Here is a 13134-nt window from a genome sequence, read left to right as displayed (position 1 = left end):
CCGTCGGCGGAGGACGACCCGCGCAGCGAGCGCCGACGACCACCCCGGCATCGCACACCGCCCACCCGGCGCCGGTCTCCGCCCGCCACCGGCCCGGCCAGGCGGCGATCAGCGGCGGCCTCGTCGTCGGTCATCGACCGGCAGTGCCACCGCCGGATCGCGGCGTCGGCGTACGCGGCCACCACCGCACGGTCCGCCGCCAGCCACGGACGCAGGTGCACGCCCTCGGCGCGCAGTTCCGGCTGCGCCAGCGCGGCCATCGATCCGAGCGGTACGGCGGGCGCGGCGAGCATCGGCACGAGTGGACTGTAGGCGGTGCTCCTGCCCCACGTGGGGGCCGCGGCGGGCGCCGGCACGCCGTAGGCTGCCGCGAGGTTCCGGCCCCACAGGAGGACGACGATGGACACCCGCACCGACCCGGTCGAGATCCTCGCCTGAGTGAGCGAGCAGGACGGTCGCCAGCGGGCGTTCGAGGTGTGGGTGCACAAGGCGATCAAGGCGGGCTGGGCGGTGACGGTGGAGTCGACCTCCGACCGGCCCGGGCCCGAATGCGGTGTGGTGGAGATCGAAGGACTGCGGTACCGAATCCTGCACGCCGAACGGGTCCGCCAGCGGGTGGCCATCGTGCCGGCCGGCGAACACCTGATCGCCGCGTCCGTCTGGCTCTCCAGGGGCGACGCGGAGGGCATCTCCTGGGCCTGGGAGTTCGGGCACGCCGCCTGGGCGGAACCGATCGTGTCGTAGCGGTACGTGTTCGGCGGTGCGGGTCGGTCGCGGATCGGGATGGTGCGCCGGAAGTCGGCGGACCTGTGCTCACCGCCGGAAGATCGACAAGTCTGGGGTGTGCCCGTGAGACGGGTCCGCGTTCTCCGCACCGCGGTCGTGCTGGCCGCGTTGGCACTGGGCGTCGGCGGGTGCGGCCGGTTGGGCGACGCGATATCGGGGGACCTTTCCGACCGCGCCTGCCACCCCGATCCGGAGACGGTCGCCGCACTGCACCAGGAACCGGTGTTGACCCGGACGCCACCCGGCGCCACCGCCGGGCCGACGACCGAGACCGTCAGCTGCGGAGGAGGAGCTCGGTTGTTCGGCCGTTGAGAACGAAGTTCACTCGCCGTCGCCCCGGTGTCGGAGGTTCTCGGGGACGGGCAGTCCATACTTTTCGGCCAGATAGAGGGTTTGGGCGTAGAGGCGAGCCTGATGCACAACGTCGCCAAGGACGTATGCGTTGGTGCCCGCCCCGGCGAGCACGGCAACCACCGGCATCGCTTTCGCAACTTTGTCGACTGGAACCGACCGCCCGTTCGCGAACTGTTTCATGAGATTCTCGACCGCTGCCATCAGCCTGTGGTCATCTCGCAACTTCTGGCTCCATCGCACCCGGTCCTTGGCGACGTTGAATGCCGCGCCAGCCTTTCGAGCGGTCTCGACCTTCGGCGCTTGGCTGCGATAGGCGCGCACCACCATTCGATCGACAAGGTGTCTCATTCCGTTGTCATTCACGTCGAACCCGTAGGCGTAACAGACCCGCGTCGCGACGGCCGTGCTCAGCACGTGCATCACCACCATGTCCAAGGTGATGGCTGCGATGCCGCCTGCAAACGGAACCATCGCGAGCACACCCATTGCTCCACCTTGAAGCGCCCCGCTTGTTCGCCACTTCAGGGCCATCGTTCGGGACAAGTCGTCGAGATGTTTGAGGTCGAGCGCCTTGAGATCCTCCAGCTTCGCGACGTCGCGTCCCGCTGCTCGGTGATGCTCCAACACCTTCTCGGGATCCGAGAGCTCGGTCGTCCAGTCGGTCACGAGCTCGAGGAGGTGAACTGCTTGCTTGGCGACAGGGACCAGTGCTGCATCGGCCACCCTCTCAAGGCCCTCCTTGACGACCGGGGGCGTCACGTTCGAGACGGCCTTGCCTGCCTTGCGGGCGGCATCCTTGACCTGTCCACCTGCCTCGCCGAGCGCGGCCCTGGCTCTCGGAGGGAGCAGCTGGCGACGCTCGGCCTTCTTCGCCCAGTGCCGCTGCAACTCCGCCCACCGTCGCTCTTCATACGGCGACATTGCGGGCATCTCCTCTGGACCTTCACTCATACCAGCAGAGGCTAGGTGATCTCGACGGCGCCGCCCTATGTCCTCACGGCCAATTTTCAGCCGCCCTTCACTGTCATGCCGCGAACGGTGCTGGAACGGGCTGGCTCCACGTATCGGTCAGCCGGCGAGCTGGTCCCGGCGGCGGGTGAGGTAGGCCCGCTCCGCGGGGTTGCCGGCGAATCCGATGGCCCGGTCGTACGCCGCCTGCGACTCGCCGCCGCGCCCGAGTCGCCGCAGCAGGTCGGCGCGCGCGGCGTGGAAGGCGTGGTAGCCGTCAAGGACCTCGGCGAGCCGGTCGATCTCGGCGAGCCCGACCCCGGGGCCGTCGACTTCGGCGACCGCGACCGCCCGGTTGAGCCGCACGATCGGCGAGGGGTCGAGCAGCACCATGCGGCCGTAGAGGGCGACGATGGTGGACCAGTCGGTGTCTCGGGCGGACGGGGCATTCGTGTGGACCACGTTGATCGCGGCCTGCAGCTGGTAGCGCCCGGGTGGGTCACCGCCGGTCGCCACCGCCTCGATCCGCTCACGGACCAGGGCCCTGCCCTCTGCGATGAGGGTGCGGTCCCATGCGCCGCGGTCCTGCTCGTCGAGAGTCACCAGCTCCCCGGTGCGGGACACGCGGGCCGCCGCCGGGCATCGGTGAGGAGCATCAGGGCAAGCAGGCCGACCACCTCGCCGTCGTCCGGGAGGAGAGTTCGGAGCAGGCGGCCGAGGCGGATCGCCTCGTCGGTGAGGTCGACGCGCACCGGGTCGTCCCCCTCGCTGGCGAGATAGCCCTCGTTGAAGACGAGGTAGACGACCGCGAGCACGCCGGCGAGCCGCTCGCGGATGGCGTCGGCCGAGGGGACCCGGTAGGGAATGTGTGCCGCTTTGATCTTTGCCTTGGCGCGGGTGATCCGTCGCGCCATCGTGGTCTCCTGCACCAGAAATGCGCGGGCGATCTCGGCGACGGTGAGGCCGCCGAGCAGGCGGAGGGTGAGCGCCACCCGGGCCTCCATCGCGAGCGCGGGGTGGCAGCAGGTGAAGATCAGTCTGAGCCGGTCGTCCTCGACTGGGCCGGTCGGCTCAGGAGGGGTGTCGTCGTACACGATCCGGGCCGCCTGGTGTTTGGCGTCGCGCTGTGACTCGCGACGGAGCCGGTCGATCCCCTTGCGAATCGCGGTGGTGGTGAGCCAACCGCCGGGATTGGACGGTACGCCCTCGCGCGGCCACCGCTCTGCAGCCGCTACGAACGCCTCGGCCGTCGCTTCCTCGGCGACGTCGAGATCGCCGAAACGGCGCGCGAGGGCGGCGACCACCCGCGCCCACTCCTCGTGGTGGACCCGGGTGAGCGCCTGCTCGACGGTGGGACCGGTCACGGCGCCAGCAGCGCTCACTTCTCCGCAGAGCCGTTACGCCGGGCCTCCCCGGGACCTCGGAACCGGTGCACCTCCTGCGGCCAGTCGAGCACGGTCGCGAGCCTGCCAGCCCAGTATCGCGCCGCCGCGTCGTCGGGCACGTCCACGAGAGCGAAGCCCCCGAGGTGCTCCTTGGTCTCGACGTACGGGCCGTCGGTGAAGACGGGCTTGCCGTCGACCGGCTCGACACTGCAGACCGCGGTGGACCGGTCGAGCCCACCGTTGCTGAAGATCAGGACACCCTCGGCCCGCATCTCCTCGATCACGGCCCGGCCGGCCACGCCCTTCTCGCGCAGCTCCTCCGCCGTGTGCTCGCGCACCCACTCATCGTTGAACATGATCAGGTACTCCGTCATGGTCGTCTCCTCTCAGTCCCCGGACGAGGGCCTCTCCCGACTCCTCGTGTCCGGCGGCCCAGCCGGCCGCCGCACACTGGTTCCACGAACGGCTACGCCTTGATACGACACCAGCCCGGAAAGTCGAGCAGGTCTATGGTGCGGCACAGCGTGACCGCTCATGCCGCAGACCGAGTGGTTGAGGTGCGTGGCTGGATCACCGGGCGCCGCCGGCTCGTACGGCGTCTTGCCGCCACCGTGGATGGCGCTGGCGATTGTCAGAGGCCCTTGGTCGTGGACGACGCTCGCCGCACGCGGCACGTGCACGAGGAGTCCGACACGCCGGCCCGACGTCGAGATCGTCCTGAGCATCGAGTTCCTGCCCCCGACGGTCCGCCGAGCGCCCGGCGCGGTGGCAGCCCGGCGAGTCGGGCTGGCCAACCGGCAGAGGCTGCGGCCATGGCGCAGCCGTTAGCCTCACCGTCATGGCGAGCGCCGAATTGGATGAGTTGATCGTCGCGGACGCCGACGCGCTGCGCGCGTGGTTGTCGGCCAACCACGCCACGTCGCCCGGCGTCTGGCTCGCCCTGACCAAAAAGGGCGGCACAGTCACCACGCTGACCTGGCAGCAGGCGGTCGACGAGGCCCTGTGCTTCGGCTGGATCGACGGGCAGACCCGTAAACGGGATCAGGAAACCTCCTGGATCCGGTTCACCCCGCGCAGGCCCCGTAGTTCTTGGTCACAACGCAACGTCGCCCACGTGGCCCGGCTGGAGGCGCAGGGGCGAATGCTGCCCCCAGGCCGCGTCGCGGTAGAAGCCGCGAAGGCGGACGGGCGGTGGGCGGCCGCCTACGCCCCGCCGTCGGAAGCCGAGGTACCGGCCGACCTACTCGCCGCCATCACCGCCGACCCCGCCGCCCAGGCCATGTTCGACGTACTCACCAGAACCAACCGGTTCGCTCTCATCCACCGCGTCAATGCCGTCAAACGGGCGCAGACCCGCGAGCGGAAGATCGGCGAGTTCGTCGCCATGCTGGCCCGCCACGAGACGATCTACCCGCAGAAGGCCAAGCCTCCGAACTCGCCGTAATCGGCATCCTCATGATCAAGTGAACTTATCTGCCGCGAACGGTGCTGGAATGGGCTGGCCCCACGTGTCGGTCAGCCCGGCGAGGTGGTCTGTGGGCCGCCACGGGGCCGTCAAAGGGCGACCAGCGACGACCGACGACGACCACCAGCGCCTGAAGAAACAGCAGGTCAGCCACCATGGGACGGCGGCTGACCTGGTGGGCGACGGACGAGTCGACCTGTACGCCGGATTCTGTGCGCGGCGCGTACCCCTCGCGGGGTACGTGCCGGCGGCGGCCATCCATCTCGGCCTGCCGTCGCCGACAGGCTCATGCGGCCTACCCGCAGACATCGGGCGGGCAACCCTCAAGCGTCTGCGCCGGGCCGTCATCTTGCGGTGACGACCCTTTCTTGGCCTTGCTCCGGGTGGGGTTTACCGAGCCACCCCGGTCACCCGGGGTGCTGGTGGGCTCTTACCCCACCGTTTCACCCTTACCGACCCGATGGGCCGGCGGTCTGTTTTCTGTGGCACTGTCCCGCGGGTCACCCCGGGTTGCCGTTAGCAACCACCCTGCCCTGTGGAGTCCGGACGTTCCTCGGCGGCGGGCCGGAGCCCGCGACGCGACCGCCCGGTCGACTCGTCCGTCGCACCCTCATCCTAACGACGCGGCGTCCCCGCCCATTTCCGCCCCGGCAGCCACCCGAGGAGTCCCCGCTGCCCGGTTTGCGGCGTGTCGCGGTGTCCGGGGGCGGGACCCCGCGACATGCCGCAAACGGCACCTGCCGCGCAGTCGGCGCGGACGGTGGGCGCGGTGGCCGCGCGGGGCGGAGCGGGGCGTACTAGCCTCGGGGCACCATGGATCTTTCCGACGCCGCGCTTCTGCTCGCCGCCGGTCTCGCCGCGGGCACGGTCAACGCGGTGGCCGGGGGCGGTTCCCTGATCACCTTCCCGGCGCTGATCGCGGTGGGCCTGCCGCCGGTGCCGGCGAACGTCACCAACTCGGTCTCGGTCTGCCCCGGTTACCTGGCCAGCGTGGCGGGCAGCCGGGTCGACCTGCCGCCGAGGCGGGCGCTGGCGGCGCTGGTGCCCACCACGGTGGTCGGCACGATCGTCGGTTGCCTGCTGCTGCTGGCCACCCCGGCCCGGGCGTTCGAGGTGCTCGTACCGTTCCTGGTGCTTGGCGCGACGGCGGTGCTCGCCTTCCAGGATCCGCTGCGCGCGCTGGTCGGGCATCCGCGCGACCTCTCAGCGCGCCGCCGTACCGTCACGGTGCAGGCCATGGTCGCGCTCGGCGCGGTGTACGGCGGCTATTTCGGCGCGGCCCTCGGGGTGATGCTGGTCGCCGGCCTGGCCCTGGTGCTGGACGCGACCCTGGCCCGGGTCACCGCGATCAAGAACCTGCTCTCGGCGGTGGTCGGGCTGACCACGGTGGTGATGTTCTCGCTCTTCGGGCCGGTGAACTGGGCGGCGGTCGCGGTGGTCGCGCCGGCCACGCTGGTCGGCGGGTACGTCGGGGCCCGGCTGGTCCGCCGGTTGCCGCCGGTGCTCCTCAAGATGCTGATCGTGGCCTTCGGCACGGTGATCGGCCTCTACCTGCTCTGGCGGGCGCTGCGCTGATCAGTACGCCTCGCCGACCGGCTCCTCGGTGGCGTGCTCGGCGCGGCGGGCGGCCCGGTTCCAGCGGGACCAGAGCACCCGCTCGCCGTAGCCGGCGGCCATCAGGTGCGCGAAGGCCAGGTAGACCAGCACGCCGACGGCGAGGATGCCGAAGCCGACCCAGAACGGCAGGGCCAGGCTGTGCTCGGCGAGCTTGCCGGAGATGATCGGGGCGGGCGCGGCGGCGCCCCAGCGGACCAGGTTGAACGCGCCGGTGGCGACCCGCCGGTCGGCGGAGCCGAGGCCGAGCGCGAGGTCGGTGAGGTTGGCGTTGGCCAGGCCCATGCAGAGGCCGGCGAGGACCAGGATCACCAGCGATTCGGCGGTGCTGCCGGAGGTGGCGAAGCCGACCATGCAGACCAGCAGGCCGGCGAGGGCGACGCCGACGGTCTGCACGGCGCCGATCCGGTGCGCGAGGCGGTGGCCGATCACCAGGATGCCGGCGGCCAGGCCGAGCCCCCAGCCGGTGAAGGCCAGCCCCAGCGGGACGACGTCCAGGCCGAGGAAGAGCGGCGTGTAGCCGAGCACCACGAAGAAGACGAAGTTGTAGGCGGCGGTGACCACGCAGAGCGTGACGAACGCCGGCCGACGGTAGGTGGCGAAGATCTGACCCACGCGTACGGGCGCCTGCCGGTTGGTCGGCTCCCGGAGCCGGCGCGACGCCACGGCCAGCGCGAGCACCATGAACACGCCGCAGACGAAGAACGGCAGCCGCCAGCTGACCTGGCCGAGCAGGCCGCCGAGCAGCGGGCCGACGGCGAAGCCCAGGCCGAGCGCGGTCTCGAAGAGGCCGACCACCCACTCCCGGTCGTTGGCGAGGTTGACCAGCACCACCATGGCGGTGGCGAAGAACATCGCGTTGCCGAGTCCCCAGACGCCGCGCAGCACCGACAGTTGGACGATGTCGTTGCTGAACGAGGCGAGGATCGCGGCCAGGCCGACGACGGAGACGCCGGTGACGAGCACCGGCTTGAAGCCGAACCTCCCGCTGGCCAGGGTGGCCGGGATCATGCCGACGGCCATCACCGCGATGTACGCGGTGAAGAGCAGTTCGACCTGCCAGGCGGTGACCCCGATGGCCTCGCCGATGGCGGGCAGGATCGGGTCGACGACGGCGATGCCGGCGATGGCGAGGAAGGCCACCAGCGTGGTGGCGTAGATGGCACTGCGGTTCGGTTCGGAACGCCGATCCACTCGAACTCCCAGATAGCTGTATCGTACAGGTAGTTTTGTTTGTATCATACAGCTATGAGCGACGACCAGCGCACGGGAGCGGACGACCAGGCCACCCTCGGCCGGATCGAGACCGAGGTGGCTCTGCTGATGCGCCTGGGCGAGGCGACCCGCCGGGCCACCGGCACCGCCGAGCACCGGGTGCTGGACCGGGCGGCGTACGTGATCCTGCGGCACCTGGACGCGGCCGGTCCGCAGAACGTCTCCGCGCTCGCGGCGCAGCTCAACCTGGACGGCTCGACGGTCACCCGGCAGGTCTCGGCCCTGCAACGCGACGGGCTGATCACCCGCGCCCCCGACCCGGCGGACGGGCGCGGCACGGTGGTCTCCCCCACCGCGGCCGGCCTGCAACGGATGGCGGCGGTGCGGGCGGCGCGCACCCGGCTCTACGGCGACATCCTCGGCGACTGGGACGCCGAGGAGCGGGACACCCTGGCGCGGTTGCTGGGCCGGCTCAACGAGGCGCTGAGCGCCCGGAACCGCCGCCGCTGAGCGCAGGTGTGCCACCCGTCGCCCGGCACGGGCGAGGACGGGCGGCGGACAGTACCGAGCTGATGACGTCGACGACTCAGCGGCCGGGCGTCGCCACCGATCCGTTCACGTCATCAGCTCGATAGCGTCTCGGCACAGCGGCCGGCGGCGGGACCCCCGGGTGCCCACCGCAGCGGGCACCCGGGGGCGGGCCAACCTTTACGCCACCGGCTCGCGGGCCGAGTCGGCGTCGCGCTCGGGGCCCGGGGTGACCCGGGGGTCGCCCTCGTCGGCGAAGTAGTCGTCCGGCGTGGTGTGGTCCACCCCGTCGGTGACCTTCACGGCCCGCAGGACCAGGGTCAGCAGCGCGGCCACCACCAGGTTGACCAGCACCGCCACGATGCCCACGTAGATCGTCTTCTTGGTGTCGAAGCCGAACTCGGACAGCGGGAAGGCCGAGCCGGCGAAGTGCTTCTTCCCGGTCGCCGGGTTGGCGATCTGGTAGAGCATCCACATGCCCATGCCCATGCCGGCCGCCCAGCCGGCGATCAGCGCGGTGCGGTGGAACCAGCGGGTGTACAGGCCCAGCGCCACCGCCGGCAGCGTCTGGAGGATGATCACGCCGCCGATGAGCTGGAGGTCGATGGAGAACTGCGGGTCGAGGAAGATGATGAACGCCAGCGCGCCCACCTTGACCAGCAGCGAGGTCACCTTCGAGACCTGCGCCTCCTGCGCCGGGGAGGCGTCCGGCTTCAGGTACTCCTTGTAGATGTTGCGGGTGAACAGGTTCGCCGCCGCGATCGACATGATCGCGCCGGCACCAGCGCGCCGATGCCGATGGCCGCGTACGCGACCCCGGCGAACCAGTCGGGGAACTGCTGGTCGAACAGGACCGGCACCACCGTGTTGCTGTCCACGCTCCCCGCCGTCGCCCCGGGCAGCGGCTTCACCCCGGCCGCGATGGCCATGAAGCCGAGCAGCGCGATCAGCCCGAGCAGCAGGCTGTACGCCGGCAGCGCGGACATGTTCCGCTTGATCACGTCGCGGTTCCGGCTGGCCAGCACGCCGGTGATGCTGTGCGGGTAGAGGAAGAGCGCCAGCGCCGAGCCGAACGCCAGCGTGATGTACTGGAGCTGGTTGTTGGCGTTGAGCAGGATGCCGTCGCCCGGCGCCGCTGACGCCTTGAACTTCGCGTCGGCCGCGTCGAAGATGTCGCCCCAGCCGCCGAGCTTGTAGGGCAGGTACAGCACCGCCACCAGGATCACGATGTAGATCAGCGTGTCCTTGACGAAGGCGATCAGCGCCGGCGCCCGCAGCCCCGACTGGTACGTGTACGCGGCCAGGATGGCGAAGGCGATGATGATCGGCAGGTGTCGGGCCACGGTGCTCTCCCCGGTCACCCCCATCGTCTTCAACACCGCCTCGATGCCGACCAGTTGCAGCGCGATGTAGGGCATCGTGGCGACGATGCCGGTGATCGCGACCAGCAGTGCCAGCACCGGCGAGTCGAACCGGTTCCGGACGAAGTCGGCCGGGGTGACGAAGCCGTGCCGGTGCGAGACCGACCAGAGCCGGCAGAGCACCAGGAACACCAGCGGGTAGATGACGATGGTGTACGGCACGGCGAAGAAGCCCATCGCGCCCGCGCCGAACACCAGCGCCGGCACCGCGACGAAGGTGTAGGCGGTGTAGAGGTCACCGCCGACCAGGAACCAGGTGATCCAGCCGCCGAAGTTGCGCCCGCCCAGCCCCCACTCGTCGAGGTGGGCCATGTCCCGCGGCGCCCGCCAGCGGGCCGCGACGAAGCCCATCGCGCTGACCAGCAGGAAGAGAACCGTGAAGACGATGATCTCGGTCAAATGGTCGCGCCACATCACCGACCACCCCGCTTCTTCGTCATCTGGTACACCAGGGTCGTGGTGGTCACGCCGAGCAGGATGTAGGCCAGTTGCAGCCAGTAGAAGCGCGGGAAGCCGAAGAGCCGGGGCGAGTCCGCGTTGAAGAAGGCCGGGATCAGCGGCACCAGGATCGGGATGAAGAGCAGCCAGTTCCAGGGACTGTGGTCCTTCGCCCTGGACGACGCCGTGCCCGCCGCGGGATCCGGTCCCGGCTCGGCCGGTGGTGTTCCGGGATCACTCATCTGCGTCTCCGAAGGGTCGTGGGTCGGTGCGATCGCGCGGAGGCTAACCACGCTGTGACCGCCGTCACGCCACTGGTCGTCGCACCCTGCGCCGAGCGGCAAGTCCGCTGCGCCGAATGACGTGCCCGGCCCTGGACGGGGCAGCCGGGCGGGCCGCGCGCCGCTAGCCTGGGGCCTCACGCACTGACACGGGGGTGGTGCAGGGTGTCGCTGTACGCGACCGAGGCGATGCGGGCGTTGGGCTCCTCCTTCTCGACGTACGCCGACGAACTCGACCAGCAGACCCGCCCGACGCTGGCCGGGCTGGAGCTGCCGCAGGGGGCCTTCCCGCTCTTCGCGATGTCCGCGGCGGACGACTACGCGCAGTCCCTGGCGGCGGTGGGCGCGGTGACCACCGCGCTGCGCGACACCTTCGACGCGATCGGCACGGCGCTGCACCGGGTCGCCGGCCACTACGAGCAGTTGGAGGCCGACCAGGCGGCCGGCTTCCAGCGCAGTCACGACTGACCGAGGGGGACGGATGCCGGCGGGCTGGGACGAGGGCGGCTGGACCGACACCGACAGCGACGCGTTCGACACACTGCTGATCCGAGGGCTGGTGGTCGCCGCCACCAGCGGCCTGATCGTCGCGCTGGAGCCCTCCGGGGCCGGCATGGCGGCGGCCGCCCTGACCGGGCTGCTGGTGATGCCGAACGTCATCGACCCGGAGCCGTGGATCAGCAACTCCGGCACCTGGGGCGAGCTGAAGAACGCGTACGACAGCATGCACGCCCAACTGCTGAGCCAGATTGAGAAGGTCGACGGGTTCTGGCAGGACTCGGCGGCCACCCAGTTCCACGCGTTCGCCACCGGCGACCTGCTGCCGGCCCTGGAGCGAATGGCGCAGACCTGCTCTCTGATGGACTCGTACTGCGCGCAGCTGGCGGCCGGCGTGATCACCACCCTCGGCGCGTTCCTGGTCGCCACGGTCAGCGCCGCCGTCGCCGCCGTGGCGGCCAACGCCGCCGGCCCGGTCTCGCCGGCCGTCAAGATCGGCATCTTCGCCTCCTGGGCGGCCTTCGCGGTCGCCGTGATCGGCCTGCTGGCCGGCTTCGTGATGACGGTCTGGCTCTCCGCCAAGACCCTCGGCGACGCCAACGACGAGCTGGCCAACAAGTTCGCCGACCGGAGCGGGCGGATCGACACGGCCAGCATCCGGCTGCCCGAGTCCCTGAAGATCGTCATCGGCGATCCGGCCGAGTGGGTGCAGCGGTGAACGCGGACGCGGAGGCCATCGCGGCGGCGGCGGACGAGGCGCGCCGCCAGGGCTACACCGACCCCTCGCTGCGCGCCGTCCGGGAGCGGGTGGACGGCCTCGCCGCCCGGATCGCCGCGCTGCGGGAGGAGAGCGTCGAGGCCAGTGACGCCACCGGCACGGTGACCGCCCGGGTGACCGGCGACGGCGAGGTGGCCGAGGTCTACCTCAGCCCGCAGGCCGTCCGGGACCTCGACGCCGACCAGCTCGGGGCCGCCTGCCTGGAGGCGGTACGCCAGGCCCAGACCCGGCTCTCGACCACCCTCACCGACCGGATCCGGGAGATCACCGGCAACGACGGCGTGGACCAGCCGCCCGCACCCCGGCAAGCGCTCGACGAGTTCCGCCGCGGCACCGGGGCGGTGGGCTGATGCAACGACCGGACCTGAGCGCCCTGGCCCGGCAGATGACCTCGGCGATGACCGCCGCGGTCGAGTTCGCCGAGGGGGCCGCGCACCGCCGGCACGTCGTCTCCTCGCCCGACGGCGAGTCACCGTGGAGATGTCCGGGGCGCGGGAGCTGCTGGACATCCGCATCGACCCCCGGGCCCGGCGTACCGTCGACAACCTGAACCTCGGCGAGCTGGTCACCGACACGATCCGGGCGGCCGGCCGGCAGGTGGACGAGGCCCGCCAGGAGCTGCTCGATTCGCTGCGGGTCGGCGACCACGCCGTCGGAGACGTGCTGCGCGACCCCCTGCGGCTGGTCTCGCGGCTGACCGAAGGGACGCCCCGCCCGTGACCCGGCCACCCCGCTCGCCGCGCCGCAACGCGGCGATCCTCGGCTACCTGCTCGTCGTCGCCACCATCGGCCTGGGCTTCCTCGCCCTCCAGCCGGGGCTGCCGGGCCTGATCCGGCTCGCCGTGGGCCTGATGTGGCTGGCCGTCGCGCTGCCGTGCCTCTACCTCATGCGCTGGCTGCTGCGCTCCGGCCGCGGCTGACCTGCCGGTCCGCCGCCGGTCAGCGCGCGGCGAGGTGGGCGGTGTCGTTGACGCTGCGGACCGCCACGCCGCCGTCGGCCCACATGTCCAGCACCGAGATGCCGGCCGCGTCGAGGTAGAGCCGGTGCAGGAAGGCGTCGCCGGCCGCCAGGGCGTCGCGCAACGCCAGCTTGATCGGCGAGACGTGCGAGACGACCACCACGGTCTCCCCGGGGTACGCCTCGCGCAGCGCCGCCACCGCCCGGTCGACCCGCTCGGCGACGGCGGTGAACGACTCCCCGCCGGGCGGCGCGATCCGGGTCGAGGCGAGCCAGGCGTCCAGCTCCCCCGGCCACTGGTCGCGTACCTCGGCGAAGGTCTTGCCGTCCCAGTCGCCGAAGTCGCACTCGACCCAGTCGTCCTGCGGGCGTACCGGGATGCCGCCGAGCGCCCCGGCGATCGCCTCGGCGGTCGCCGTACACCGGGACAGCGGTGAGCTGAGCACGGCCGCGACGGATGGGGCC

Annotated in this window: 15 protein-coding genes, 1 other RNA gene and 3 pseudogenes; 10 read left to right on the top strand and 9 right to left on the bottom strand. The window is 71.2% G+C overall.

Annotation, left to right across the window (positions count from 1 at the left end):
- Nucleotides 1-299: pseudogene (locus JNW89_RS12970) on the bottom strand (hypothetical protein); the annotation flags it as partial.
- Between the two features lie 139 nt (nucleotides 300-438).
- Between JNW89_RS12970 and JNW89_RS12965 the strand changes: the two are divergent.
- Nucleotides 439-744 (top strand): hypothetical protein, encoded by a 306-nt coding sequence (locus tag JNW89_RS12965; RefSeq protein ID WP_238449129.1) that lies wholly within the window; start codon nucleotides 439-441, stop codon nucleotides 742-744.
- 363 nt (nucleotides 745-1107) lie between these two features.
- On the opposite strand, the gene JNW89_RS12960 is transcribed toward JNW89_RS12965, so the two are convergent.
- The 3 genes and pseudogenes from JNW89_RS12960 to JNW89_RS12950 all read right to left on the bottom strand — a co-directional run bounded on the left by JNW89_RS12960 (nucleotide 1108) and on the right by JNW89_RS12950 (nucleotide 3847).
- Nucleotides 1108-2061 (bottom strand): EcsC family protein, encoded by a 954-nt coding sequence (locus JNW89_RS12960; protein ID WP_238449128.1) that lies wholly within the window; start codon nucleotides 2059-2061, stop codon nucleotides 1108-1110.
- 147 nt (nucleotides 2062-2208) lie between these two features.
- Nucleotides 2209-3452 (bottom strand): annotated as a pseudogene (locus JNW89_RS12955) (RNA polymerase sigma factor).
- A 14-nt stretch (nucleotides 3453-3466) separates the two neighbouring features.
- On the bottom strand, nucleotides 3467-3847 hold the full coding sequence (locus JNW89_RS12950; RefSeq protein WP_238449127.1) for a YciI family protein: 381 nt from the start codon (nucleotides 3845-3847) through the stop codon (nucleotides 3467-3469).
- A gap of 464 nt (nucleotides 3848-4311) precedes the next feature.
- On the opposite strand from JNW89_RS12950, the gene JNW89_RS12945 reads away from it, so the two are divergent.
- A complete protein-coding gene (locus JNW89_RS12945) occupies nucleotides 4312-4917 on the top strand; it encodes a YdeI family protein (protein WP_238449126.1) in 606 nt (201 codons plus the stop codon).
- A 204-nt stretch (nucleotides 4918-5121) separates the two neighbouring features.
- Here JNW89_RS12945 and rnpB read toward each other — a convergent pair.
- Nucleotides 5122-5536: RNase P RNA component class A (gene rnpB / locus JNW89_RS12940), an RNA gene on the bottom strand.
- A 215-nt stretch (nucleotides 5537-5751) separates the two neighbouring features.
- Between rnpB and JNW89_RS12935 the strand changes: the two genes are divergently transcribed.
- The gene (locus JNW89_RS12935; RefSeq protein WP_238449125.1) at nucleotides 5752-6513 is read left to right on the top strand and encodes a sulfite exporter TauE/SafE family protein; all 762 of its coding nucleotides are present in this window, start codon (nucleotides 5752-5754) and stop codon (nucleotides 6511-6513) included.
- Here JNW89_RS12935 and JNW89_RS12930 read toward each other — a convergent pair whose 3' ends face one another.
- The gene (locus tag JNW89_RS12930; RefSeq protein WP_238449124.1) at nucleotides 6514-7746 is read right to left on the bottom strand and encodes an MFS transporter; all 1233 of its coding nucleotides are present in this window, start codon (nucleotides 7744-7746) and stop codon (nucleotides 6514-6516) included.
- Nucleotides 7747-7800: 54 nt separating this feature from the next.
- Here JNW89_RS12930 and JNW89_RS12925 point away from each other — a divergent pair, with 54 nt between their 5' ends.
- Nucleotides 7801-8277, top strand: coding sequence for a MarR family winged helix-turn-helix transcriptional regulator (locus tag JNW89_RS12925; RefSeq protein WP_238449123.1), 477 nt, complete (start codon nucleotides 7801-7803; stop codon nucleotides 8275-8277).
- A 198-nt stretch (nucleotides 8278-8475) separates the two neighbouring features.
- On the opposite strand, the pseudogene mctP reads toward JNW89_RS12925, so the two are convergent.
- Together mctP and JNW89_RS12915 are read right to left on the bottom strand one after the other, a co-directional pair.
- Nucleotides 8476-10130 (bottom strand): annotated as a pseudogene (gene mctP, locus JNW89_RS12920) (monocarboxylate uptake permease MctP).
- On the bottom strand, nucleotides 10130-10396 hold the full coding sequence (locus JNW89_RS12915) for a DUF3311 domain-containing protein (protein WP_238449122.1): 267 nt from the start codon (nucleotides 10394-10396) through the stop codon (nucleotides 10130-10132). Before JNW89_RS12915 ends, mctP begins: the two are co-directional and overlap by 1 nt.
- 204 nt (nucleotides 10397-10600) lie before the next feature.
- Here JNW89_RS12915 and JNW89_RS12910 point away from each other — a divergent pair, with 204 nt between their 5' ends.
- From JNW89_RS12910 to JNW89_RS12885, 6 genes are read left to right on the top strand one after another with little or no spacing between them, the layout of a single operon-like run.
- On the top strand, nucleotides 10601-10903 hold the full coding sequence (locus tag JNW89_RS12910) for a hypothetical protein (RefSeq protein WP_238449121.1): 303 nt from the start codon (nucleotides 10601-10603) through the stop codon (nucleotides 10901-10903).
- Between the two features lie 13 nt (nucleotides 10904-10916).
- Nucleotides 10917-11651: a hypothetical protein gene (locus tag JNW89_RS12905; RefSeq protein ID WP_238449120.1), complete on the top strand. Its 735-nt coding sequence runs from the start codon at nucleotides 10917-10919 to the stop codon at nucleotides 11649-11651.
- Complete coding sequence (locus tag JNW89_RS12900) at nucleotides 11648-12061, top strand: YbaB/EbfC family nucleoid-associated protein (protein WP_238449119.1); 414 nt, start codon at nucleotides 11648-11650, stop codon at nucleotides 12059-12061. The genes JNW89_RS12905 and JNW89_RS12900 overlap by 4 nt, the downstream gene beginning before the upstream one ends.
- Nucleotides 12061-12261, top strand: a complete 201-nt coding sequence (locus tag JNW89_RS12895; protein WP_238449118.1) for a hypothetical protein — start codon at nucleotides 12061-12063, stop codon at nucleotides 12259-12261. Before JNW89_RS12900 ends, JNW89_RS12895 begins: the two co-directional genes overlap by 1 nt.
- A complete protein-coding gene (locus JNW89_RS12890) occupies nucleotides 12192-12431 on the top strand; it encodes a YbaB/EbfC family nucleoid-associated protein (protein WP_238449117.1) in 240 nt (79 codons plus the stop codon). The genes JNW89_RS12895 and JNW89_RS12890 overlap by 70 nt, the downstream gene beginning before the upstream one ends.
- Nucleotides 12428-12631 (top strand): hypothetical protein, encoded by a 204-nt coding sequence (locus tag JNW89_RS12885; protein ID WP_238449116.1) that lies wholly within the window; start codon nucleotides 12428-12430, stop codon nucleotides 12629-12631. The genes JNW89_RS12890 and JNW89_RS12885 overlap by 4 nt, the downstream gene beginning before the upstream one ends.
- A 19-nt stretch (nucleotides 12632-12650) precedes the next feature.
- Here JNW89_RS12885 and JNW89_RS12880 read toward each other — a convergent pair.
- The coding region (locus JNW89_RS12880; protein ID WP_238449115.1) for a histidine phosphatase family protein at nucleotides 12651-13134 on the bottom strand (484 nt) is incomplete at its 5' end.

Source organism: Micromonospora sp. 4G55 (genome assembly GCF_016803375.1).
The sequence above is the reverse complement of the archived record's forward strand: the minus strand, read 5'-3'. Positions and strand labels throughout refer to the sequence as shown.